This is a genomic window from Geobacillus sp. FSL K6-0789 (assembly GCF_038593135.1).
Taxonomy (GTDB): Bacteria; Bacillota; Bacilli; order Bacillales; family Anoxybacillaceae; genus Geobacillus; species Geobacillus stearothermophilus.
On sequence record NZ_CP151966.1, the window covers coordinates 1,650,313 to 1,675,940 of the forward strand.

The window sequence follows — 25,628 nt, forward strand, 5'->3', positions numbered from 1 at the left end:
CCCACTTCAAATTTTCGCTAGAAAATTAAGTGGGGGTAGTTCACAATCATAAGTAGGATCGGATGAGAAGGGGGAACAATCAGAATGGAATGGTATGAACAGCTGTCGGCGTGGATTGCCGAGAAGCAGCCGGTGCGTGTAAAAACCTATCAAGGGGAAGCGGTCGTGCTGCCGGTCAAGCTGTATCAGGACACGCGCAAACTGTTTGTTTACAACCGGCAAATGCGTCTAATGAACATTCCGTTGGACCGGCTCATTTCCGTCGAGCCGAAGCGCATCATCGGTTCCTTTGACCGTCGGGGAGAAGAGGCCATGGTACATACTCGTTGAACGGAGGGCACGCGTCTTTGGGCGCGTGTTTTTTTGATGGTGGTCGGCTGTTTCTGCCTGCGGTCTGTTCTGTTGCGCTGGGCTCTATACCCAATGAAGGCGGCATTCGCGTTGCGATGTGCCAGGGAGCGGAATGGTTTTTGTTGCATAGGCAAAGACCATCTTTTAGAATGGAAAGGACGAACGACTGACCATAAGGGGGAAGGGACATGCATGGCAAACGGATTGCCTTATGCGCGTCACGCAAACTGGACGAAATGACAACGCTTATTGAAAAGCAAGGAGGAACGGCCATCATTCGTCCGGCGCAAGGGACCGTCTTTTCAAAGGGAAGCGAACTGGGAGAGGAAATGCGAACCGTCATCGCCATGCGGCCGGACTGGATCGTATTTACGACGGGAATCGGCTTTGAGGCGCTGTTGGAAGCGGCCGACCGGGAGGGAATGGCTGCTCAATGGCATCGAACGATCAAGGAAGCGAACGTGGCTGCCCGCGGCTATAAAACGGTGACGGCGTTGAAACAAATCGGCGTCACCCCGGTGGCCGCAAGCGAGGACGGGACGACGAAAGGGTTGATTGCTGCTCTTTATGGGCACGACTTTGCGGAAAAAAACGTTGTTGTACAGCTGTACGGCGATACCGCGCCAGCCTTGAAGCAGTTTTTTCTTGAACAAGGCGCTTTGTATACGGAATTGTTGCCATACCGGCATATCGCTCCGGATGAGGGGACACTGGCGACATTGTATAAAGAAATTGTCGGGCGCGAAGTCGATGCCGTCTGTTTTACATCGGCGATGCAAGTCCGCTTTTTCTTTTCGTTCGCCCGCGAGAAAAAAGAGATCACACCGCTCTTTGACGCGTTTCGCACCGATGTCGTGGCCTGCGCCGTTGGCAAAGTGACAAAAGAAGCATTGGAAGAAGAGGGAGTCGATCGCGTCATCGCCCCGGAACATGAGCGGATGGGAGCGATGATTGTGACGCTTGCCCGTTATTTTCAACAATAAGCCCTGTTGAGGGTTGTTTTATATCAATTGTCCAACCTGCTATATAAGAGACCATCTTTTTGTTAAATGTTTTATATTATGTGTTTCATCAAAAATGCTAAACTGTTTATTTTTTGTCACAGTTTTTCGAACATTTTCCGCTTATAATAAAACTGGGTATGTATTTTTCATATGAAAGGGCGGGGCGAGCATGAAACGAAGCTCATTCCAGCAGATGGCGAGCACGGTTCGGCGGGGATTTGCTACGGCGCGTCGCTCATGGGGGCGAGCGTGCTGTTTTTTTTGCGCTTGTCTGTCGGCGGTGTGATATGACTCACAACGATGGAGATGCTGCACACAGTATAATGGAAACAACGGACGGGTCATAAAAAGGAGGAATTGATGATGCATTCATTTTGCCATATGGGCGGCCCTGAAGGGGTGAAATTATGCGCCGGTCTGGCGCAATTAAAACAAGAACACGGCCCGCTGCGCGCCCAAATGGAGCAGCTGCTTGCCGCAGCGGAGGCGATCGGCCGCGGGGAAAATGACCGCAACTGGCGTGAGCCGCTCGCTGATTTGAGAGAAAAAGTTGAATCGTTCGTCGCCGCCCTAGATCCGCATTCGGAGCGGGAAGAAGGCGTATTGTTCCCAATGATGGCTCGGTACATCGGGCGGACGACCGGCCCTATCGCCGTTATGGAATACGAACACGAACAGGCGAAAACGCGACTTTCCATGTTTTTAGAAAAGACCGCCCAGCTGCCGGAGAACATCGACAGCAGGCAGGCGTTGACGCTTGCCGGCGCGGTGATTGAGGCGTATCATATTTTGGATGAGCACTTCATGAAAGAGGAGAACGTGCTCTTCCCGATGGCCGAGCGGTTGTTGTCCGATGCGGAGAAAGAGGAGCTGTTTGCGCGCATTAACTAAGTAACAAATGGAAAACAGGATGCCCCAAACGACGGGCATCCTGTTTTTTATTATTGGTTCATTTGTTGGCCGGTTGTTATGCATGATCGTTAGGGTATGCGGAAGCGCACGTTGTTTCGTTCCCGCCGCCGTTAAAGTTGACAGGCCGGCTGTTAGGCAATCGGTTGCCCCCTCCGCCTGTTCAGTTTAGGGTTCCTGATGTGACGCCCGCCGCTCGCTTACTTGGCGCGGTTGACCGGCTCTGCTTGTTTTGGCATTCGCTTTCGATAGACGACGTAGCTGCGCTGCAAGTAGCGGAGCGGGAAGCTGAATACGTGAACGAGACGGGTGAACGGCCAGACGGCGAACAAACCGAATGCAGCGAGAATATGAATCTGAAACCAAAGCGGCACCGCTTCCATATAAGCTGGGTTCGGACGGAACGTAAGAAGGCCGCGAAACCACGGGCCGATTGTCGTCCGGTAATCAAACCCGTGCGAATCGATGTTCAGAAACGTCGACGACAACCCGCTGGCGATCACGACAAGCAAAAATCCGAGCGCGACCCAGTCGCCGGTGCTGCTTGTCGTCCGTACGCGCTTGACCGTCAAGCGGCGGCGAAAAAGGATCAACAAACCAACGAAGGCCGCCAAGCCGGCCGGAATGCCGCCTGCCAAGGCGAGGGCGTGGTACATCTCTTCTGTCACGCCAAGCGCCTCGTAAAACGGCTTGGGAATGAGAATGCCCATCACGTGGCCGACAAACACGAACAAAATGCCCCAGTGAAAGAGAAGGCTTCCAAGGCGCAACTGCCGTTTTTCAAGCAGTTCGCTTGATTTGGATGTCCAGCCAAACTGGTCGCGCTGGTAGCGCCAAATATGGCCGGCGACAAATAGGACAAGCGCCAAATACGGAAAAATCACCCAGAGAAATTGGCTGGCCATGCCGTTGCACCTCCTTTCGGGAGCGGCGTCACGCCGAGTTGAGTGAATGTGTGATTGAGCGCGTCAAACAACTGTGCATACGGGCTGCCTGCCGCTGCCAGCCGGTCGCCGATTTCGCGGATATGGCCGGCATAATCGGCGAGCAAGGCAGTCGTATGCTCTTGATCTGCATAGGCCATCCATTCAAGCATGAGCGGCAAGTAGTCGGGCAGCTCGTGATCGGAGACGGAGAATCCGGCCGCCTCGTAGCGCGCTTTTAAGGCAACGAGTTCGATTCCGCGCTCCCGCTGCTCGCCGTTTGTCATATACGTCAAGTACAAATTCGTTTTTTTGCCGAAATCAAATGTTTCGACATATTGCTCCATCCGCTCTCGAGCCGGGGTGACCGCGAGCTGTTCGGCCACTGCCAAAAGCGGCGCGCGGACGGTTTCATCGTCAAGCGAGCGGATGGCGTCTAGGCAGTCAGGAAGCGATTCGGCCCACTGTTCGTCCGGGTAAGACAACAAATACGATACACATAGAAAGACCGTTTGTTGTTGTTCGCTGTTCATCGTAAATCCTCCATTTCATTATTGAAGGGGGCGGGGCTCGCCTTCTTTCTCCTTTTACAGCGTGCCGCAAGCGCCCGGGCCGCCGGCGAACGCCAGCCCGCAGCTGCCTTGTTCGGCGTAGAGGTCAGCGACTTCTTCGCGGTGCGATGCTGGAATGACGAAGCGGTCTTCGTATTTGGCAATCGCGAGCAAACGGTACATCTCTTCAATGTCTTCACGGCTTAAGCCGAGCGATTCAATGAGACGGGTGTCCGGCTGTTTGTTCGTTTGTTTCGCCCGCATGTATGAGCGCATGGCCGCCATTTTTTTCAATGTCGTGCGGATGTGCGCCGTATCGCCCGCCGTCAGCAAATTCGCCAAATATTCGATCGGAATGCGCATTTCATCAATGGCCGGGAAGATGTCATCGGCGCTCGCTTGGCTTCCTTTTCCTTCGATCGTATTCATGATCGGGCTCAGCGGCGGAATGTACCATACCATTGGCAGCGTCCGGTATTCCGGATGCAGCGGCAAAGCGATTTTCCAGTCGACGATCATTTTGTAAATCGGCGAGCGCTGTGCGGCGGCGATCCATTCGTCTGGGATGCCCGCTTCTTTCGCGGCGGCGGCGACGGCTGGATCGTTTGGATCAAGGAAAATATCAAGCTGGGCGTGGTACAGCTGTTTCTCATCTGTGACGCTCGCCGCTTCTTTCACTTTGTCAGCGTCATACAGCATCACACCGATGTAACGGATGCGGCCGACGCACGTTTCCGAACAAATCGTCGGCATGCCGGCTTCGATGCGCGGGAAGCAGAGCGTGCATTTTTCCGCTTTGTTCGTTTGCCAGTTGAAATACACTTTTTTGTACGGACAGCTTGTGACGCAATACCGCCAAGCGCGGCAGGCGTTTTGGTCGACGAGGACGATGCCGTCCTCGTCGCGTTTGTACATGGCGCCTGACGGGCAGCTCGATACGCATGACGGATTGAGGCAATGCTCGCAAATGCGCGGCAAGTACATCATAAAGACATTCTCAAATTCCGTTTGGATCGCCTGCTCCATTTTGACAACGTTCGGATCACGCAAACCGGTGATATGGACGCCGGCCAGATCGTCTTCCCAGTTCGGCCCCCATGACAGCTCCATCCATTCGCCGGTGATGCTTGATTTCGGCCGCGCCACTGGCTGGTATTGTTTTAGCGGGCTGTTCGTCAACGTTTCATAGTCGTAATTCCACGGTTCGTAGTAATCGTCGATCGTAGGCTGGTACGGATTGTAGAACAAGTTGACGAGCCGCATCGCTTTCGAGCCGGATTTGAGCCGCAGTTCGCCGTTTTTCAACTCCCAGCCGCCTCTATACTTCTCTTGGTTTTCCCATTGTTTCGGATAGCCGATTCCGGGTTTCGTTTCAACGTTGTTAAAGTACATGTATTCAGCGCCGGGGCGGTTCGTCCATGTGTTTTTGCACGTGACGCTGCACGTATGGCAGCCGATGCATTTGTCCAAATTCATCACCATTCCGATTTGCGCTTTAATCTTCAAGCCAATCAACCTCCTCGAGTTTGCGGATGACGACGTACAGGTCGCGTTGGTTGCCCGTCGGTCCGTAATAGTTGAAACCGTAGCTTAACTGTGCATATCCGCCGATCATATGCGTCGGCTTTACGTGGATGCGCGTCGGGCTGTTGTGTGTGCCGCCGCGGTTGTTTGTCAGCTTCGTGCCCGGCACGTTAATATGGCGGTCTTGCGCGTGGTGCATAAACGCCATGCCGCGCGGCAGCCGGTGGGAGACGACGGCGCGGGCGACGACGACGCCGTTTTCGTTGAAACATTCGATCCAGTCGTTGTCGTTGATGCCGGCTTCGGCCGCATCATCTTTGTTCATCCACACGGTCGGCCCGCCGCGGAAAAGCGTCAACATCGGCAAGGAGTCGAAATACATGCTGTGGATCGACCATTTGTTATGCGGCGTCAAATAGTTCAAGATGACTTCCTTTCCGTTTTCTTTCGGGCGTTTGTTTGAAAACGGACGGTGCGGCAACACCGGCTTGAACGTCGCCATCGTTTCGCCAAACTCGTGCATCAGTTCATGATCGATGTAAAACGACTGCCGACCGGTCAACGTCCGCCACGGGATGAGCCGTTCGACGTTCGTCGTAAACGGCGAGTAGCGCCGCCCGCCTTTTTCCGAGCCGCTGAACGCCGGCGAGGTGATGACCGTTTTCGGCTGGGCGGTGATTTGTTCAAACGTAAAGCATTCTTCCTCGCGTTCTTTCGCTAAATCGGCCAATTTCAAATCCGTCTTTTTCTCAAGCGCCTCCCACGCTTTCACCGCCATTTTGCCGTTTGTAGTTGATGACAGCGTCAAAATCGCTTCAGCCGCTTTTTTCGCTTCGCTGATATCCGGGCAGCCGTCGGCGATGGAAGCGCGCCGGACAGTGCCGAGCCGGCGTTTCAACTGTTCATACTCGTCTTTCGCTGACCAGGCAATCCCTTTTGTGCCGATCGGCTGGCGGGCGACATTTGGACCTAAGGCGGTCATTTGGTCGTAAAGAAGGGTATAGTCGCGTTCAATGACGTGAATGTTCGGCATCGTTTTGCCCGGAATCGGTTCAGTTTCGCCTTTGCTCCAGTCTTTCACTTCACCGAACGGCTGCGCCAGCTCTTGCGCCGTATCGTGCAACAGCGGAGTGGCGACGACTTCTTTCATTGGCTTTAAGCCGGCTTGTTTGGCGACATCAGATACGGCTTTCGCGAGTGATTTGAAAATATCCCAGTCCGAGCGCGCTTCCCAGAGCGGAGGCACGGCTGGATTGAACGGATGGATGAACGGATGCATATCCGTGCTGCTTAAGTCATGTTTTTCATACCATGTCGCTGCCGGCAGGACGACATCGGAGTAGAGCGCTGTGCCGGCCATGCGGAAGTCCAAGTTGACAAGCAGATCAAGCTTGCCTTCCGGCGCTTCATCGCGCCAGCGGATTTCTTCCGGGCGCAGGCTGTCGCGGTCATCGTTTAACAAGCCGTTCGTCGTGCCAAGCAAATGTTTTAAGAAGTATTCGTGCCCTTTGCCGGAGCTTGAGATTAAGTTGGCGCGCCAGACGATCAAGTTGCGCGGAAAATTCGCCTCGTTGTCCGGATCCTCGATCGCAAACTGCAATTCTTTCTTTTTCAGCTGTTTCGCGACGTAGGCGCCGATCTCTTCCGGCGTGCGGGCTCCATGGCTTACTGCTTCGTTATACAGCTCGATGCCGTTTTTGTTAAACGTCGGGTACGACGGCAGCCAGCCAAGCCGCGCGGCCAAGACGTTGTAATCGCCAGGGTGTGAATAGCGCGCTTTTTTGGCCAGCGGTGAGATGAGCTCATCGACCGGCCGCTCTTCATAGCGCCATTGGTCGGTCGCAAAGTAAAAGAATGACGTGCCGTTTTGCAATTTCGCTGGTCCGACCCAGTCGCGAGCGGTGGCGATTGTCTGCCATCCTTCCACCGGCCGCAGCTTTTCCTGCCCGACGTAATGGGCCCAACCGCCGCCATTCACCCCTTGGGCGCCGACGAACAAGACAAGGTTCAAGACGGCGCGGTAAATCGTATCGGAGTTGAACCAATGGTTGATCCCAGCGCCGACGATGATCATCGACCGGCCGTTTGTGTCGATCGCGTTGTCGGCAAACTCACGGGCGATTTTCACGACGAGTTCGCGGTCGACGCCGGTGATCGCTTCTTGCCATGCTGGCGTGAATGGCACCTCGTCATCGTACGAGCGGGCGACTGTGCCGCCGATGCCGCGGTCAATGCCGTAGTTGGCCAAAATCAAATCATAGACGGTCGTGACGTAAACGTCTCCTGTTACGGTTTGCACTTTTTTCACTGGAACCGCGCGTTCGATCGTTTTTCCGCCCTCAGCGGTGAAATATGGAAGCTGGATCGAGATGACTTCATCTTCGCTCCCTAAAAACGACAGGCGTGGCTCAAGAGGCTGTTCTGTTTCCTCATCAACAAGACGCAAGTTCCATTTTCCTTTGTCTTCCCAGCGAGCGCCGATCGTTCCATTCGGCACGACAAACGAGTCGGTGTTTTCATCATAGATGACCGGCTTCCATTCGGCATTGTTCGTTTGTTTGCCAAGGTCTTTCGCCAACAAGAAGCGGCCGGCCGTCCATGTGCCGCCGTTTTGTTTTAAGGTGACGACAAACGGAAAATCGGTGTACATTTTGGCATATCGTTCAAAATATGGAACGGTCCGTTTGACGTAATATTCGTTTAAAATAACATGTCCCATCGCCATCGCCAAGGCGCCGTCCGTCCCTTGCTTCACCGACAGCCAGTCGTCGGCGAATTTTGTCGACTCGGCGTAATCTGGGCTGACGGAGACGACTTTCGTGCCGCGGTAGCGCACTTCGGCTAAAAAGTGAGCGTCCGGAGTCCGGGTGAGCGGGACGTTCGAGCCCCAGGTGATGATGTAGCCGGCGTTGTACCAGTCGCTTGACTCCGGCACGTCCGTTTGGTCGCCCCAAATTTGCGGCGACGCCGGCGGCAAGTCGGCGTACCAATCATAGAAGCTTAACATCGGCCCGCCCATCAGCTGCATGAAGCGCGATCCGGCGGCATGGCTGACCATCGACATGGCTGGAATCGGGGAGAAGCCGACGTTGCGGTCCGGGCCGTATTTGACGACCGTATACAATAAAGAAGCGGCGACAAGCGTCAATGCTTCATCCCAGCTGACGCGCACGAATCCGCCCTTCCCGCGCGCCTGTTTGTAGCGCTTCGCTTTTTCGCGGTCTTCAACGATGCTTTTCCACGCCTCAAGCGGGTTGTTTGGATGATGGGAGAGCGCCTCGCGCCACATGTCAAGCAAGATGCCGCGGACATACGGGTATTTGACGCGCAGCGGGCTGTACATATACCATGAGAAGCTCGCGCCGCGCGGGCAGCCGCGCGGTTCAAAGTCCGGCATATCCGGCCCGGTCGACGGATAGTCGAGCTGCTGTCCTTCCCAGGTGACGATGCCGTTTTTGACGTAAATGTTCCAGCTGCACGACCCCGTGCAGTTGACGCCATGGGTCGAGCGGACGACTTTGTCGTGCTGCCAGCGGCGACGGTATGCATCTTCCCAGGCGCGGTCGCCGTAGGTTGTTTCGCTATGGCCGTCGGCTTGGCGCTCGATCGGCCGAATATATTTGAAACGGTTGATGAACGGAGATCGTTTTCGTTTCATTTGCTTCACTCCTTATTAGCGTTGTGTACTTTTAACTATAGCCATGATGTTAATAACGCGATGTTAACTTTGTCACACTTGGCATCATTGTCACAAATCCGTCAAAAAACGAACGAATATTCTTTTCTGTGGTATAATGGGGAAAACGATAAAAGTTTGAGGGGATTTCGTTGCGATACTCCAGCCATGTCATTGCCACATTATGCCTCGGCGCGGCGGCGGCCGCGCATACAAAGCTGCCGTTTACCGCCGCCTATACGGTGGGGCTTGTCATCGGCAGCCTTCTTCCTGACATTGACGAGCCGTCGTCATACGTCGGCCGCCGTTCGTTCGGCGTCGCGGGGAAAGTAAAAGAAGCGTTCGGCCATCGCGGCATGACGCATTCGCTCATCGTCTGGGGGGTGCTTGCCGCCCTCGTCTGGCGCGACTCGGCGTCGCCGTTTACCGCTGGGCTCGTGCTCGGCTACTTGTTTCATATTGTGGAAGACTTTTTTTCTGTTCAAGGGGTGCCGCTGTTTTGGCCGTTTTCGTCCAAGCGGTGGAAAGTGCCGCTCTATCGGACGGGAAAAGGGATGGAGAAAGCATTGGTTGGCATCGCTTGGATCGCATTCGTCTATTTTGGCGTCAACGGCTTGTTTCACGAATGGTGGTGGTCATGGTTGTCGATGTGGTAACGGCGTCCGATCAAAAAAAGGAAAAAAGAGGTGCGGGGGCGAGCTGCCGAGGTATCTGGATTCGATCGGTTCGGACTTGAAAAATCCGGATGTGAAAGAGCTGGCATACGAGAAAACGCCGACCGCTTCTCTTCTTCAGCTGGCTAGGCTGATGGCACAGACAAAAGCGAAACTCGATCGCATCGTCTGTCCGGCGTTGATTTTTGTCTCTGACGAAGATCACGTCGTGCCGCCGGGAAACGCCGACATCATCTTTCAAGGTATTTCATCGACGGAGAAAGAGATCGTCCGCCTCCGAAACAGCTACCATGTGGCGACGCTCGATTACGACCAACCGATGATTATTGAACGGTCTCTCGAATTTTTCGCCAAGCACGCCGGATAAAACGAATCGGTATATGGCTGATCCTGTTCAAAGGAGAGGCCATTTTTTGTTTGTCGGTATTTTTGTGAAAAAATATGTGGCTGTTTTGCCGGGCTTGTTCTACACTTAATAAATAGCTGGAAAAAGAATAAGGGAGTTTTCTTTGTATGAATCATATCAAACCGATCGCATTGCTCGTTGAAGAAAAACGAATCGTGGATGCCCTTGCCCAGGTGCGGCCGCATTTAGAAAATATGGGATTGTTTCAATGGCGGCCGCTCATGGCTTCGTGGGACGAGATCGAACCGTTTCGGACGCTTGTCCGCCTGTTCGACTACGCGCTTATGTACCGGCATAGCGGGCTTGTCGCCCGGTACGCCCACCGGAAGTTCAACACGCTGCAGACGCTCGCATGGTTGTGCGACGAATGGCTCGATCAACGCCGGCCGCTCGATGTGGAAGAGGCGCTCACTCCGCGCCTGACCGCCGCGCTCGATGGCCGGGTGGAGGAGCCGAGGGAAGCGATCGCCCGGGCGGCGTTTGCGTTGGTGCGCGCTTTATTGGATATGCAGCGGATCGATGAGGCGCACGAATGGATGGATGTGGTTGCCCGCTATGAGACGGCGCCGATGCATGACAAGTGGGGCTATTTTTATATCGAGACCGGCGACCGGAAGCGCGCCGAACAGGTGATTTGCGCCGGTCTCGATGACCCGGAGCGCGGCGATATGTGCTATTTGCTTCTTGCCGATTTGTATGCGCTCGATGGCCGCCACCGCGAGGCGCTTGCCGTTTTGGAAGAAGGAAAGCAGCGTTTTCCGCAAGTGTTAGCGTTTTACGCTGAGCGCGTGCGCCGCCTGCGCGATGTGCGCGCCTACCGCGAGGCGCTCGCGGCGATGGAGGAACTTGACAGCCTGAATCCGCTTCATATGCATCGCCGTTATTTCGCCCATTTGCGCGCCGAACTGTATTACCAGCTTGAGGAATGGGAGAAGCTTGAATCGCTTGTGAAAGCGGAGCCGCAGCTTGAAAAAACGCCGTACGCCCGCGCGCTTGGGCGGCAAGGGAAACGGTCGGTGGCGCTGCCGCTTGTGCCGGTCGTGCAAAAGCACAACTATTGCGTGCCGGCGAGTCTGGAAATGATGCTTCGATTGCTTGGTTCCCCCCGCACGCAGGATGAAGTGGCCGAACATATTTTTGATGTGCGCGGATCGAAGCTGTCCACGACCGTACATTATTTGGAAGATATTGGATTTGTTTGCCGCTTTTTCATCGGCACGCTGCCGCGCTGGAAGCGGCTCATTGATGAGGGCGTTCCGGTGCTGTTAAGCGTCGATTACGAACAGTCATCACACGTCCAAGTGCTGTTTGGCTATGACGAACGGCTCGAGGCGTTTTATGTGCAAGACCCGAATCTGTTTGATCCGTTTGTCGTTTCCAAGGACGAGCTTGCCAAGTGGTATGCAGGGACGCATTATTTGTCGATTGTGGCGCTTCCCCGGGAAAAAGCGGCGCTCGCCGCCGAGCTTCCGGAGGAGGAGGACCGCTATTTCCGTGAGCTGCACGCGTTGGCTGAAAAGATGGACGAGGACGAACAGGCGCATTTCGCCGCCTTTGTCGCCTTTTTGCGCCAGCATGAGCACATCCCGTACACATGGCTGTATGTCATGAAGCATTTCGGCATCGACGAGGCGAAGCCGCTTGTATTGGAGTATACGGAACGAGTCTTGAACGAGTATCCGGAACATAACGACTTGCTGCTGATGGCGGCGAAAGCGTATGTCTACACGCAAGAAATGGAGAAGGCTGAAGAGGTGCTCAAACGGGTGAAAGGAAAGGCACAAAGCCCGCTCTACCATTATTTGCGCGGCCGAATCGCCTTTTTTGCCAGCCGCTATGAAGAGGCGGCTCGCTATTTTCGCACCTCGCTCCAGTTGGACCCAGACCAGCCGGAAGTGTGGAGCTATTTCGGGCTCGCCTCGGCGTACGCCGGTCATATCGAAAAAGGGCTCATCTCTTCGCGCGTGGCAGTCAGCCTGTATCCGGGCGATTTGTTTATCGAAACGAATCACGGTGTGCTGTTGTTCCATGCGAAGCGGTTTGCCGAAGCGCGCGACTGGTTTGATCGTCTTGTGCGCCGCGAGCGGCGGGATGCCCAGCTTTGGTATGAGCGGGCCTGCTGCGATCGGGAGCTCGGCCGAAGGCGCAAGGCGGAACGCGGCTTTTGCGTCGCCAAAGCGCTCGACCCGCAGGAACCGTACCCGTATTTGATGTTGGCTGACTTGTATGATGACGACGGTGATCGGGAAAAAGCGAAAGCGGTGTTGGAAGAGGGATTGGCCGCCGCCTGGCGGTTGGCGCCGCTTTACGTCCGCCTTGGCGATCTCTATATGGAGGAAGGAGAGGCGGAACAAGCGGTTTCGTGCTACGAAGAGGCGATCCGCCATGACAGCGATGACGTGTTCGCCCATCTCGGCTTGGCGGCCGCCCTCGCGGAGCGCGGGGATGTGGAAGCGGCGCGCCGGTATGTAATCAAGCAGCGCACCCGTTTTGCCAACAACAGCGAATATTGGCTGAACGCGGGAAGATGGCTTGTCGCCCATGGGTTCGCCGACGAGGGGGAAGGACGCGAGACGGCGCTGTCGTGGTTGGAAGAAGGGTTGCGTCTGGCTGAGTTTGAGGCGGAAGAAGCGTACGAGTTTTACCTTGATCAGCTGGCAACGCCGTCTTTAGAGGAACGCGGCCGGGCGTTTTTAGAGCAGCTTGTCTCGGCTCGCCCGACACTCGCTTCGGCCCATTCCGCTCTCGGCGCCCTTTATGAACGGCAAGGCCGGCCGTCGAAGGCCATGGCGTTTTACCGAGAAGCTGCCGCCATGGGCCATGCGCTTTCCCTCTTCCGGCTCGCGGAGCTGTGCGCCTCGCTTGGACGCCACGAAGAGGCGAAACAACAGTATGAGGCTTGTCTCAAAGCCGATCCATCGTTTGTCCTTTGCCATTTTCGCTTAGCTTCACTCTATGAGGCGGAAGAAAACGAAGAGCGGCAGCACGCGCATTTGCTTCAGGCGGTGCGCTTGGCCCCGAAGCGCATCGATATGGAGCAGCTTGCCGCGATCGCGGAGCCTTCCGCGCTTCTCCGCGCGTTGGCTGACGCCCGTCCGCATGCAGGGGAGGTGTGGTATTACGACAGCCTTGGATATGTTTATGGAGCGCTTGAGCGCCGCGATCAAGAAAAGGCGGCCGTCGAGAAGGCGCTTGCTCTTGACCCGGACCATCCTGAAGTGCTCCGCCATTGGGCGATGGTGCTGATCGCGGAAGGAAGCCAAAAAGAGGCGGCGAAACTGCTCGAACAGTTGATGGTGCGCCATCCGGACGATGAATCGTTGTACCCGTTGTATGTGGCTCTCTTTCCGAAAACGATGCGCGGCTTAGGGAAGCTGCGCCATCGACTCGAGCGGCTGAAGGCAAGCCGCGAGGCGAAAAGCGTGATGTATCGGAACACTGCCTCGGCTCTTTTCCCGTATTTTGGCGAGGAGAAGGGGGGGCATGACGAACCGGTGCGATGGTGGACAAAAGCGAAAGAATGGGTCGGCACCGTTGTCTTGTTTTCGATTGTGACCGATTTCTACGACGAAGCGATTCGCCTCAACCGCAGCGATGCGGAAGCCTACAGGCGGCTCGCCCGCTTATATGCCGCGCTCGAATTGGACAGCGATGCCGTGAAAACGTGGCGCAAAGCGCTCGCCCGCGTTTGGGATCCGTCTTTGGCGCAAGAATTTGTGGAATATTTATTGGCCGCCGATGAGGAAAGAAAACGCGAGGAAGCGAAGCGCTGGCTGGAGCGGCTGCTGGCTGATGACCCGGATGATGTCGACCTGCGCGTGTTGCAGGCGGTCGTTTGGCTTCAAGAAGGACAGCGCGAGAAAGCCGAGCGGCAGCTCGAGGAGACTGTGGCGGAAGAACCGCTCGCCCGTGAGGCGCTCATGTTGCTTGGCGAGCATTATATGGAAACGGGCCGCTATCAAGAAGCAGCGGCGCTTTGGGAGCGCTATGCTGATTGGTATCCTGAGGATGAAGAGTTCCATATGCAGCTTGCGGCTGTTTATGAAGAAGCGGGGCGCATCGATCAGGCGCTCGCGACCATCGAGCGGTGCGTCCATATGGCCAACGATGCCCGGCTTCGCTACGAACGAGCCCGCTATCTCGCACTGCTTGGACGCTTCGATGAGGCGAAAGAAGAGCTTCGGGCGGCGCTGGCGGCCGATGAAAGCGGGGAGCTGGCCGTCTTGGCAGCCGACGAGCCGGCATTTCACCGCTTGGAGCGGATGTGATCAATTGTTGCTTTTCTTTCGGTTGAAAGTTTGCTATTGTATGGAAAGAGAACAATCGACAGGCGAAAGGGAGGTGGACGCATGGAAGCGCCTATTGATTTGCTTGTGTATATGTCGCTTGTCGGCGCGCTATGGATCATCATGAAAGGACATACGAGCGCGCGCCGGATGGCAGGTTCGCTGTTTTATGAACCGGCGTTGGCAGCGGTTCGCGAGCATGAAGCAGAGGGAGGCGCCGAACGGGCGGCGCTTCCATGGCGCCCGCTGTTTTTGCCGCAGCGGCGGAAAATTCCCGTTTGGGAACGGACAAGCCGAACGGATGAGGATGGAAGGCCCTTTCCTTTATGTTGAAACGGCATGATTTTGCAACATGATATTGAAGGAGGGCTTTTCATGAAAAAATGGGTATTGGTGCTGCTTGGCGCCGTTTTGCTTCTTGCCGGCTGTAACCGCAACGAACCGATCGACGAACATAGTCAAGGCATTTGGAACCATTATTTTGTCTATCCAATGTCGAAGCTTCTTTTGACGCTTGGGCACTGGTTTGGCGACAATTACGGCATCGCCATTATCGTGCTGACGCTCATCGTCCGCTTTTGCTTGCTGCCGCTCATTTTGAAGCAGTTCCGCGCATCGATCGCCATGCAAAAACTGCGCCCGGAGCTTATGAAGCTGCAAGAAAAATATAAAAGCAAAGACCCGGAAACGCAGCGCAAGCTCCAGCAAGAAATGATGCAGCTGTATCAAAAGCACGGCGTCAACCCGGCGAGCGGCTGCCTGTCGGTGCTCATTCAAATGCCGATTTTTATGGCGCTGTATTACGCGATTTCGCGGACGCAAGAAATTAAAACGCATTCGTTCTTATGGGTCGAGCTCGGCCATCGCGATCCGTATTTCATTTTGCCCGTTTTAGCGGCGTTGACGACGTTCATCTCGCTCCGCCTGTCGCCGTCGATGGCTGAAGAACAAATGCCGCAAATGGCGATGATGTCGTACATCATGCCGGTTATGATTTTTATCGGCGCCAGCTCCGTTCCATCGGCGCTGTCGCTCTATTGGGTCGTTGGCGGCTGCTTCTCGATCATCCAGTCGCTCATTTTGCGTGCTCAAATGAAAGCGGCCAAAGCGGCGGAAAACAGCTAAAACGACTTCGACAATCCCCTGTCTGCTTCAAAGCAGGCAGGGGATTTGTTGTCTTATCTGCTATCCATATTGCTATGGTATAATGGTAGAAAAGCCCAACAAGATGTAGGCGGGATGAAAAAACAGCAACCCGACCATGCAGGAAGAGGAAAAGGAGTGAACGGGAATGAACAAAGCGCTTATTAACATCGACTACACCGTCGATTTCATCGCCGATCATGGCGCGCTTACATGCGGGAAATCGGGGCAGGCTATTGAAAAAGAGCTCGTGCGGGTGACGAAACAGTTTATTGACAACGGTGATTTTGTCGTCTTTGCCATTGACAAGCATGTGGCGGGAGACGACTATCATCCGGAAACGAAGTTGTTTCCGCCGCATAACATTGAAGGGACGGAGGGGCGAAAGCTGTACGGGGAGCTCGAGGCGGTGTATCAGGGGAACAAGCATAAAAACAATGTGTATTGGATGGACAAAACGCGCTACAGCGCGTTCGCCGGAACGGATTTGGAGCTGAAATTGCGCGAAAGAGGCATCACGGAAGTGCATTTGGTCGGCTGCTGCACCGATATTTGCGTCCTCCATACGGCGGTCGATGCGTACAACAAAGGATTTCGCATCGTCGTCCACCGGCGGGCGGTGGCGAGCTTCGACGCGGCGGGACACGAATGGGCGCTCCGCCATTTTCGCCATACGCTAGGCGCGAAAATAGTGGAATAATGGAGAAAACGTGATAGAATAGACGATGAACATTGTTTTATTCGGCGGCGCCGTCATTCGTGTGTTGGAGGTAGCAATTCATGAAGACATATGCTGATGACAGCTTGATGCTTCATACGGACTTATATCAAATCAATATGGTCGAGACGTATTGGGAAGATCGTATGCATGAGCGCCGCGCTGTGTTTGAAGTGTTTTTCCGCAAGCTGCCGTTTGGCAACGGCTATGCGGTGTTCGCTGGGTTGGAGCGCGTCATTCAGTTTTTGCAGCAGTTCCGATTTTCTGACAGCGACATCGACTATTTGCGCCAAGAACTTGGCTACCGCGACGACTTTTTAGACTATTTGCGGACGCTTCGCTTCACCGGCACGGTCCGTTCGATGCGCGAAGGGGAAGTGGTGTTTGCCAATGAACCGATTATGCGCATCGAGGCGCCGCTCGCCGAGGCGCAGCTCATCGAAACGGCTATTTTAAACATTATCAATTTCCAGACGCTCATCGCCACGAAAGCGTCGCGCATTAAGCATATTCTCGGGGATGAGCCGGCCTTGGAGTTCGGCAGCCGGCGGGCGCAGGAGATGGATGCGGCGCTTTGGGGCGCGCGCGCAGCGTATATCGGCGGGATTGAGGCGACATCAAACGTGCGTGCCGGGAAGCTGTTTGGCATTCCGGTCGCCGGAACGCACGCCCATTCAATGATTCAAGCGTATCAGGATGAATACACGGCCTTTTTGAAGTATGCACGCCGCCATAAAGACTGTGTCTTTCTTGTCGATACGTACGATACGTTGAAGTCGGGGGTGCCAAACGCCATTCGCGTCGCGAAGGAGCTGGGCGACCAAATCAACTTTATCGGCATCCGCATCGACAGCGGCGATTTGGCCTATTTGTCGAAAGAAGCGCGGAAAATGCTCGATGAAGCCGGATTTCCGAACGCGAAAATTTTCGCCTCAAACGATTTGGACGAAGATACGATTTTAAACTTGAAGTCGCAAGGGGCGAAAATCGATGTGTGGGGGATCGGCACCAAACTCATTACGGCGTACGATCAGCCGGCGCTCGGCGCCGTGTACAAAATGGTGGCGATCGAAAACGAACGCGGTGAGATGGTCGATACGATCAAAATCAGCGGCAATCCGGAAAAAGTGACGACGCCGGGGCTGAAGCGGGTGTACCGCATCGTCAACAAAATCAACCATAAAGCGGAAGGCGACTACATCGCCTTAGAGAGCGAAAACCCGCAGCAAGAAGAGCGGTTGAAAATGTTCCATCCGGTGTACACGTTCATCAGCAAATTCGTCACCAATTTCGAAGCGCGTGACTTGCATGTGACGATCTTCGACAACGGCCGGCTCGTGTATACGTCGCCGCCGCTTCCGGACATTCAAGCGTACGCAAAAGAAAGCTTGCGCTTGTTTTGGGAGGAGTACAAACGGACGCTCAATCCCGAGCAATATCCCGTTGATTTGAGCCAAGCGTGTTGGGACAATAAGATGGAAAACATCCGCAAGGTGAAAGAAAAAATTGCAGGCGCATCTTTAAGTGAATAACCGTCTTGGCTGCGGGGCAAGCGCATGATGTCGCTTTGTACGCGATCGACCGCCTTAACCGGTCCCGCGCGTTGCAACGCAAAGCGATATTCTTTTTTCCGCCGCAATAACAAAGGTGTCCCGAACGGCGCGGGACACCTCTTTCATGTATATAGATGTAACGAAGAAGTTTAACATATCCTTGACGGAAAAGCGGTTTGTCCATTTTCGACTGTCGAAGGCAAGCGTGTGGCTTGCCCCGTCACGCCAAGGCGTGACGGAAGACCGAACAACCACCTGCTTCACAGACCCATATATGGGTCTTTAAGCGGCGTTGTTCGGTCACTCGACAGTCGGATGCAATGACCGGCAAAGACAAAAAATGTTAAAGCTTTAAATTGCATCTATATAGACCGCTGACGGTTTTGGCTTGGCAGCTGTCGATCGAGTTCGTCAACGAGTTCGGCGAAATGACCTAAGACCCGCTCGATCGGTTCGGGGCTTGTCATATCCACTCCGACTCGCTTGAGCAGACGGATCGGATCATCGGATGCGCCGGAGCGCAAAAATTGTGTGTACCGCTTCACCGCCTTGCCGCTTGCATCGGTTTGGATGCCGCTCACAATGGTGTACGACGCCGCGAGCGAAGTGGCATATTTGTATACATAAAAGGCGTCATAAAAATGTGGGATGCGCAGCCAGCCGCGCGCGGCGCCGGGATCGGCGGCGTACGCCGGGCCGTAATACGTTTTCAGCAGGCCAAGCCAAAGATGGTTCAGTTCGTCCGCTGTCAGACTGCCGCCTTGGCGCACTTTGTCATGAATCATCCGTTCAAATTCGGAATACATCACTTGCGTGTACAACGTGCCGCGGATTTGCTCGATTTGTTCGACGAGCAGGCGGAGTTTTTCTTCTTTTGTTTTCGCCTGTTTGTACAAATAATCGAGCATGAGCCATTCGTTCGCGGTCGAGGCGACTTCGGCGGTGAAAATCGAATGACCGGAATAATGGTACGGCTGCGCGCGGTTCGTGTAGACGGAATGCATGGCGTGCCCAAGCTCGTGAGCCATCGTCAATACGCCATCAAGCGAACCGTTGTAATTGAGCAAGATGAACGGATGGGTGTCATACGCTCCCGTGTTGTAGCCGCCGGTATATTTTTTCGGGCGCGGGAAGACATCAAGCCATCGCTCTTGAAACGCTCGGTGCACCTGTTTGATATAGTCGGCGCCGAGCGGCTTGAGCCCTTCGACAATGAACGTTTTCGCTGTTTCAACTGGGATCGATTTCGCCGTTTCGCCGACAAGCGGCACGTACAAATCATAGCTGTGAACGCGGTCAAGCCCGAGCGCGCGCCGCCGCAATTCGATATAGCGGTGCAGCGCCGGCAAATGGCGGCGGGTGGCGGCGATTAAGTTGTCGAACACTTCCTTCGGGACATCGTCGGCGGCCAGAGCGGCGGCCAGGCCGGATGGATAGCGGCGCACGTTCGCATACAATTCGTCCGCTTTGACCGAGGCGTACAACGTCGCCGCGGCGGTCTGCTCGAGCGCCTCATAGCTTTTCGCTTTCGCTTCAAACGCCGCCTTTCGATAGCGGCGGTCCGGGTGCTCGAGCATGGCGGCGTATTGGTCGTCGGTCAATGTCACTGTTTTTCCATTCGGCATCGTGACAGACGGCGGCTCGTAATCGCCGCGGACGGCGTGGTCATAAATGTTCTCCGTCTCGCCGAGCACCGGCGATAGTTTCGCGAGCAGCCGTTCTTCGCGTTTCGTAAGCGTATGCGGCTTTTGCTCGCGCAACTCATGGAAGTAATAGCGGTACGCTTTCAGCTCTTTGCTCGTTTGGAGCTTCTTGAGCGTCCGCTCGGGTAGGGCGAGCAGTTCCGGCTCGATGAACGCTGTTTTCGCCGCATATTGGGCGGCGAGCGCTTCCACTTTTGCCCCAAACCGGGCCGCTGCCTCGTCTTCAATGTTCAGATCGCGTTTTAAATGGGTGTAAAGCGCCAGTTTTTCGAGCTTGCGGGCCGTTTGTTCGTTGAGGGCGAACAGTTTGGCGATCGTCTTTTCATCATCGAGTTTTCCTTCAAACGCCGCCAGTTTCGGCAAGGCGTTTTGCACCGCCTTGTAGTCGTGCATCCACTCGGCTTCGGATGGATAAATGTCGGCTAGGTTCCATTCGTATGCGGTTTCGGCGGCTGATGCCGGCCATGGGGAGGCGAAAAGAAGCACAGCGGCGAGCCCAAGAAGCCAGCGCTTCATATCATCACGTCCTTTCCGTTTTTTCCTCTTGTTGGTAGTATGCGCAAGCGGAACGATTTTAGCCAAAAATAAAGAAAGGGAGACAATCAATGGAACGAATTCGGTTGGCGGACGATTTGACGTTTTCCCGCCTCATTCACGGCTGTTGGCGGCTTGCGGACTGGGGCTATTCGCGCGAGCAGCTGCTCGGGCTCATTGAATTTTGTCTTGAGCGCGGCATTACGACGTTTGACCATGCTGATATTTACGGCGACTATACGTGTGAATCGCGCTTTGGCGAAGCACTGGCGTTAAAGCCAAGCTTGCGCGGTCAGATCGAGATCGTGACGAAATGCGGCATCAAGCTGCCATCGAAGTACGGGATGAAATTATACGATACAAGCAAAAATCATATCATCGCTTCGGTTGAGCAATCCCTTCGACACTTCCATACCGATTATATTGATGTATTGCTTATCCACCGCCCGGATCCGTTTATGAACCCGGAAGAGGTGGCCGAGGCGTTTCTCCAACTCAAGAAGGATGGAAAAGTGCGCTATTTTGGCGTTTCCAACTTTAAACGTTTGCAGTGGGAAATGCTTCAGTCGTATTTGCCGTTTCCGCTCGTGACCAACCAAATCGAAGTATCGGCGTATCGGTTGGAAAATCTTGAAGACGGCACCGTTGACCTTTGCCTTGAGAAGCGCATTCCGCCAATGGTATGGTCGCCGCTCACCGGCGGGGCGATTTTTTCCGCTGACGATGACCGGGCGGTGCGGTTGCGCGGGACGCTTGAACAAGTGCGGGGTGAGGTGGGCGCTGAGACGATCGACGAAGTGTTGTACGCGTGGCTTCTCGTTCATCCAGCGCGGATGATGCCGATTGTCGGCTCGGGGAAACAAGAACGCATCGAGCGGGCGGTGCGGGCGTTGTCGCTTCCGCTTTCCCGCGAGCAATGGTTCGCTATCTTACAAAGCTCCATGGGGCATGATGTGCCGTAAGGGGAGAGGACGATGAAGGTCATTATCGCGGAAAAGCCGGACCAAGGGGCGACGCTCGCCTCGATTTTTCGGACGAAAAAACGGCAAGGCTATATCGAAATTTTGCCGAATGACTTGTTTCCCGACGGGGCGTATATGACATGGGCGATCGGGCATTTGTTCCAGCTCGCCCCGCCGGAGCGGTATCGGCCGGAGTGGAAGCGGTGGACGCTCGGCACGTTGCCGATCATCCCGGAACGGTTTGAGTATGAGATCGAAAAAGCGAAGGCGAAACAGTTCAAGGTTGTGAAAGAATTGCTGCGAAAGCCGGAAGTGACGGAAATCATCCATGCCGGCGACGCGGGGCGCGAAGGGGAGCTCATTGTGCGCAACCTCATCCGCCTAAGCGGCGTGAACAAGCCGATGAAGCGGCTTTGGCTGTCGTCCTTGACTCCGAAGGCGATCGAGGAAGGGTTCCGCCGCCTGCTTGATGAACGGACGACGCGCCCGCTCTATGAGGAAGCGTACGCCCGCGCCTGCGCGGATTGGCTCGTCGGCATGAACGCCTCGCGCGTGTACAGCCTCTTGCTGAAGGAGCGCGGGATGAACGATGTGTTTTCCGTCGGGCGCGTGCAGACGCCGACATTGGCGCTGATCGTCCGGCGTGAGCGGGAAATTGAGCAGTTCCGCCCTGAACCGTTTTGGGAAGTCGTCGCCTCGTTTGTCATTGGCGACAAGCGTTATGAAGGAAAATGGACGGATAAAAACGGCCAAACGCGTCTTGGGGACGAGGAGATGGCGAAAAAGATCGCTGCCTTTTGCCAAGGAAAACGGGCGGAAGTCGCCGACGTCCACACAGAGCGGAAAACGTATCAGCCGCCGCTGTTGTTCAACTTATCGACGCTGCAAGCGACAGCGAACAAGTTGTACCGCTTCTCGCCGAAAAAGACGCTTGATGTGCTGCAATCGCTCTACCAAAAAGGGATCGTTTCGTATCCTCGTTCCGATTCGATGCATGTGACGAAAGGGGAAGCGGAAACGTTTCCCGCCATTTTGCAAAAGCTGTCCTCGTTTCCGGCGTACGCTTCGTATTTTCCGCTGCCGCAGCCGTCGATTTTACAGAATAAACGTTATGTAAACGAGAAAAAGGTGACGGACCATTACGCCATTATCCCGACCGAGCAAGTGGTGGATCCCGAGAAGCTGTCAGCCGACGAACGGAAGGTGTACGATTTGGTCGTCCGCCGCCTAATTGCCGCCCACCATCAGGCGGCGGTCATCGATTATACGACCGTCACAACGCTCGTTGACGGCCGGGCCCGCTTTGTTTCGAAAGGAAGACAAGTCGTCGAGGAAGGATGGCGCGCCGTCATCCGTCCGCATGAGGAGGAGAAAGATGCTGCGCTGCCTCTCCTTGAGCGAGGGGAGGCGGGGGAAGCGGCCGCTGTCAAGGTGAAAGAAGGGAAGACCGAGCCGCCGAAACGGTATACAGAAGGCGAACTCATCACCTTGATGAAAACGGCGGGAAAATTTTTGGACGATGAGGAACTGGAAAAAGTGCTCGCCAAAACGGAAGGGCTCGGCACGGAAGCAACAAGGGCGGCGATCATTACCATGCTGAAAGAGCGGAAGTATATTGAAGTGAAAAACAACCTCGTATATGCGACCGACAAGGCGAAAGTATTGATCGAGGCGCTCGGCGGCACGATTCTCGCCTCGCCGGAAATGACGGCGAAATGGGAGCAGCGCTTAAGCGAAATCGGCGAAGGGAGCGCCTCTCCCGCTGCCTTTATGGAACAGGTGAAAAAGTTGGCGCAAAAAGTGGTCGCTGACGCCATCGCCGCTGCGCCGAATTGGAATTTCAGAGGGGTTGACACCGCCTCGATCCAACGGACAAGGAAGAAAAAAACGATGGGCGAGAAGCTTGGACCGTGCCCGCTTTGCGGCGGGACCGTCGTCGACAAAGGAACGTTGTACGGCTGCGACCAGTACGCGAAAACAAAATGCCCGTTTACGATCTCCAAACGCATTCTCGGCAAATCGATTTCGGCGGCCAATGTGAAAAAACTGCTGGCGCAAGGGAAAACGAATGTCATCAAAGGGTTTAAAAAAGGCGAAAAAACGTTTGACGCCATCCTTGTCTGGGATGAAAACGAGAAGAAATTATCGTTTCAGTTTCCGAAGCGGTGACAAGGGCGGGGGAGGAAAGGATGGAGCGCTTGGCAAAAAGGCGGACCGATGGCGGACCGCCGATCTGACCTCCCGATTTATAACAAGGGATGGAGATTTTTTATTTTTACATCCTTCTTCATGTTCATTGGTTGTCATTTCTTCTTTTTTCACTGTCTTTAAATTAAAATTGTTCAACATTTCACAAACTATTCAATAATAGATGATTCTAAGCATCCAAAAATATAGTATCATAGAGATGAGATCTGTTATATATGATTGTTCTGAACAATTGGGAGGGGATCTGTTATGAAACAAGCTGTTGCTGTATTAGACCCGTGGCGAAATTTTAAAGGGTCTAAATGGAAAAAGTCCATTGACGTCCGTGACTTTATTTTAAAAAACGTAACCGTTTACTATGGGGATGAATCGTTTTTAGAAGGACCGACCGAAGCAACGAAAAAACTTTGGGAACAAGTGATGGAATTGTCGAAGCAAGAACGCGAAAAAGGCGGCGTTCTTGATATGGACACATCCATTGTTTCCACCATCACTTCCCACAGACCAGGTTATTTAAACAAAGACTTGGAAAAAATCGTTGGCTTTCAAACGGATAAACCGTTTAAGCGCGCATTAATGCCGTTCGGCGGCATCCGCATGGCGCAGCAATCATGTGAAGCATACGGCTACAAAATAAGCGACGAAGTGAAAAAAATCTTTACGGAATACCGAAAAACGCATAACCAAGGTGTATTTGACGTTTACACCGAAGAAATGAGATTAGCGCGCAAAGCAGGAATCATCACCGGTCTTCCAGACGCGTACGGACGCGGCCGCATTATTGGCGACTATCGCCGTGTAGCATTATACGGTGTCGATCGTCTGATTGAAGAAAAACAAAAGGATTTGAAAAACACCGGCGCAAGAACGATGACGGAAGACATTATCCGCCTTCGCGAGGAAATTGCTGAACAAATTCGCGCGTTAAACGAATTGAAACAAATGGCATTAAGCTACGGTTACGACATTTCCAAACCAGCGCGAAACGCGCATGAAGCATTCCAATGGCTCTATTTCGCTTATCTCGCCGCCATTAAAGAACAAAACGGCGCAGCGATGAGCTTAGGGCGCGTTTCCACCTTCTTAGATATTTATATCGAACGCGACCTACAAGAAGGTACACTAACAGAAAAAGAAGCGCAAGAGCTTGTCGACCATTTTGTGATGAAATTGCGCCTTGTCAAATTCGCAAGAACGCCGGAATATAACGAACTATTTAGCGGCGACCCGACATGGGTAACAGAATCAATTGGCGGAGTCGCTATCGACGGTCGTCCGTTAGTAACGAAAAACTCGTTCCGTTTCCTTCATACGTTAGATAACTTAGGACCTGCGCCAGAACCAAACTTAACCGTACTTTGGTCGAAACAATTACCGGAAGCGTTCAAAGAATATTGCGCGAAAATGTCGATTAAAACAAGCTCGATTCAATATGAAAACGACGACTTAATGCGCGTTGAATTTGGCGATGATTACGGAATTGCCTGCTGCGTATCGGCGATGCGAATCGGTAAACAAATGCAATTTTTCGGAGCGCGCGCCAACCTCGCGAAAGCATTGTTATATGCGATTAACGGCGGCGTCGATGAAAAATTAAAAATTCAAGTTGGTCCTGAATTTGCGCCAATTACATCCGAATATTTAGATTATGGCGAAGTAATGCGTAAATTCGATCAAGTGCTTGAATGGCTTGCCGAACTTTATATTAATACACTCAATGTCATCCATTACATGCACGACAAATATTGTTACGAACGCATTGAAATGGCGCTTCATGATACCCACGTTTTGCGCACAATGGCAACTGGTATTGCCGGGCTATCGGTTGTCGCCGATTCGTTAAGCGCGATCAAATATGCAAAAGTAAAACCGATTCGCGATGAAAACGGCATTGCTGTTGATTTTGAAATTGAAGGCGACTTCCCGAAATACGGAAATAACGATGATCGCGTCGACCAAATTGCGGTTGATTTAGTCGAACGCTTTATGACGAAATTGAAAAAACATAAAACGTATCGCGATTCAAAACATACGTTATCGATTTTAACGATTACATCAAACGTCGTATACGGTAAAAAGACAGGCAATACACCAGATGGCCGCCGCGCTGGCGAACCGTTTGCTCCAGGAGCGAACCCGCTACACGGCCGCGACATGAAAGGTGCGCTCGCTTCGTTAAGCTCTGTGGCAAAATTGCCGTATGAACACGCCCTAGACGGTATTTCAAACACGTTCTCGATCGTTCCGAAAGCGTTAGGAAAAGACGAGGAAACACGTATTCACAATCTTGTCGCTATTTTAGACGGTTACATGGAAAAAGGCGGGCATCATCTCAACATTAACGTGTTGAATCGCGAAACATTATTAGACGCGATGGAACATCCAGAAAAATATCCGCAATTAACGATTCGCGTCTCTGGATATGCCGTCAACTTCATTAAACTAACTCGTGAACAACAAATTGACGTCATTAACCGCACGTTCCATGAAACAATGTAATCTC

The 25,628-nt window shown here is 53.8% G+C and carries 18 protein-coding genes and 1 pseudogene; 14 read left to right on the top strand and 5 right to left on the bottom strand.

The window, feature by feature from the left end:
* The first annotated feature begins 84 nt into the window (after positions 1-84).
* From NSQ51_RS08610 to NSQ51_RS08625, 4 genes are all read left to right on the top strand, one after another.
* Complete coding sequence (locus NSQ51_RS08610; RefSeq protein ID WP_053532846.1) at positions 85-330, top strand: hypothetical protein; 246 nt, start codon at positions 85-87, stop codon at positions 328-330.
* Between the two features lie 209 nt (positions 331-539).
* Positions 540-1,334, top strand: a complete 795-nt coding sequence (locus NSQ51_RS08615; RefSeq protein WP_033017009.1) for a uroporphyrinogen-III synthase — start codon at positions 540-542, stop codon at positions 1,332-1,334.
* A gap of 171 nt (positions 1,335-1,505) precedes the next feature.
* Positions 1,506-1,646 carry a hypothetical protein gene (locus tag NSQ51_RS08620; RefSeq protein WP_033017007.1) on the top strand — a complete coding sequence of 47 codons (141 nt, stop codon included), beginning with the start codon at positions 1,506-1,508 and terminating at the stop codon, positions 1,644-1,646.
* A gap of 72 nt (positions 1,647-1,718) precedes the next feature.
* Positions 1,719-2,246 (top strand): hemerythrin domain-containing protein, encoded by a 528-nt coding sequence (locus tag NSQ51_RS08625; RefSeq protein ID WP_020278823.1) that lies wholly within the window; start codon positions 1,719-1,721, stop codon positions 2,244-2,246.
* A gap of 218 nt (positions 2,247-2,464) precedes the next feature.
* Here NSQ51_RS08625 and narI read toward each other — a convergent pair whose 3' ends face one another.
* From narI to NSQ51_RS08645, 4 genes are read right to left on the bottom strand one after another with little or no spacing between them, the layout of a single operon-like run.
* Entirely contained in the window at positions 2,465-3,169 is a 705-nt protein-coding gene (gene narI, locus NSQ51_RS08630; RefSeq protein ID WP_033017006.1) for a respiratory nitrate reductase subunit gamma, read from the bottom strand.
* Positions 3,145-3,720: a nitrate reductase molybdenum cofactor assembly chaperone gene (gene narJ / locus NSQ51_RS08635; RefSeq protein ID WP_121625892.1), complete on the bottom strand. Its 576-nt coding sequence runs from the start codon at positions 3,718-3,720 to the stop codon at positions 3,145-3,147. The genes narI and narJ overlap by 25 nt, the downstream gene beginning before the upstream one ends.
* A gap of 54 nt (positions 3,721-3,774) precedes the next feature.
* A complete protein-coding gene (narH, locus tag NSQ51_RS08640) occupies positions 3,775-5,244 on the bottom strand; it encodes a nitrate reductase subunit beta (RefSeq protein WP_033017004.1) in 1,470 nt (489 codons plus the stop codon).
* Positions 5,234-8,920: a nitrate reductase subunit alpha gene (locus tag NSQ51_RS08645; RefSeq protein ID WP_033017003.1), complete on the bottom strand. Its 3,687-nt coding sequence runs from the start codon at positions 8,918-8,920 to the stop codon at positions 5,234-5,236. Before NSQ51_RS08645 ends, narH begins: the two co-directional genes overlap by 11 nt.
* A 170-nt stretch (positions 8,921-9,090) precedes the next feature.
* Between NSQ51_RS08645 and NSQ51_RS08650 the strand changes: the two genes are divergently transcribed.
* The 7 genes and pseudogenes from NSQ51_RS08650 (at position 9,091) to NSQ51_RS08680 (ending at position 17,697) form a co-directional block, all read left to right on the top strand.
* A complete protein-coding gene (locus tag NSQ51_RS08650) occupies positions 9,091-9,594 on the top strand; it encodes a metal-dependent hydrolase (protein ID WP_033017000.1) in 504 nt (167 codons plus the stop codon).
* Between the two features lie 34 nt (positions 9,595-9,628).
* Positions 9,629-9,979, top strand: a pseudogene (locus NSQ51_RS08655) (alpha/beta hydrolase); the annotation flags it as partial.
* 146 nt (positions 9,980-10,125) lie between these two features.
* Positions 10,126-14,286, top strand: coding sequence for a bacteriocin-processing peptidase family protein (locus tag NSQ51_RS08660; RefSeq protein ID WP_049624868.1), 4,161 nt, complete (start codon positions 10,126-10,128; stop codon positions 14,284-14,286).
* Between the two features lie 81 nt (positions 14,287-14,367).
* A complete protein-coding gene (locus tag NSQ51_RS08665; RefSeq protein WP_033016997.1) occupies positions 14,368-14,637 on the top strand; it encodes a hypothetical protein in 270 nt (89 codons plus the stop codon).
* A 42-nt stretch (positions 14,638-14,679) separates the two neighbouring features.
* A complete protein-coding gene (gene yidC, locus NSQ51_RS08670; protein WP_033017024.1) occupies positions 14,680-15,429 on the top strand; it encodes a membrane protein insertase YidC in 750 nt (249 codons plus the stop codon).
* 166 nt (positions 15,430-15,595) lie between these two features.
* A complete protein-coding gene (locus NSQ51_RS08675) occupies positions 15,596-16,147 on the top strand; it encodes an isochorismatase family cysteine hydrolase (protein WP_121650087.1) in 552 nt (183 codons plus the stop codon).
* A gap of 80 nt (positions 16,148-16,227) precedes the next feature.
* Positions 16,228-17,697 (top strand): nicotinate phosphoribosyltransferase, encoded by a 1,470-nt coding sequence (locus NSQ51_RS08680; protein ID WP_015374911.1) that lies wholly within the window; start codon positions 16,228-16,230, stop codon positions 17,695-17,697.
* 383 nt (positions 17,698-18,080) lie between these two features.
* Here the strand turns inward: NSQ51_RS08680 and pepF are convergent, their stop codons facing one another.
* Positions 18,081-19,937, bottom strand: coding sequence for an oligoendopeptidase F (pepF, locus tag NSQ51_RS08685; protein ID WP_121650088.1), 1,857 nt, complete (start codon positions 19,935-19,937; stop codon positions 18,081-18,083).
* 89 nt (positions 19,938-20,026) lie between these two features.
* Between pepF and NSQ51_RS08690 the strand changes: the two genes are divergently transcribed.
* The 3 genes from NSQ51_RS08690 to pflB all read left to right on the top strand — a co-directional run bounded on the left by NSQ51_RS08690 (position 20,027) and on the right by pflB (position 25,624).
* On the top strand, positions 20,027-20,917 hold the full coding sequence (locus tag NSQ51_RS08690; RefSeq protein ID WP_049624866.1) for an aldo/keto reductase family oxidoreductase: 891 nt from the start codon (positions 20,027-20,029) through the stop codon (positions 20,915-20,917).
* A gap of 12 nt (positions 20,918-20,929) precedes the next feature.
* Positions 20,930-23,086 (top strand): DNA topoisomerase III, encoded by a 2,157-nt coding sequence (locus NSQ51_RS08695; protein WP_049625997.1) that lies wholly within the window; start codon positions 20,930-20,932, stop codon positions 23,084-23,086.
* A 288-nt stretch (positions 23,087-23,374) separates the two neighbouring features.
* Positions 23,375-25,624: a formate C-acetyltransferase gene (pflB, locus tag NSQ51_RS08700; RefSeq protein WP_049624864.1), complete on the top strand. Its 2,250-nt coding sequence runs from the start codon at positions 23,375-23,377 to the stop codon at positions 25,622-25,624.
* Positions 25,625-25,628 lie beyond the last annotated feature (4 nt).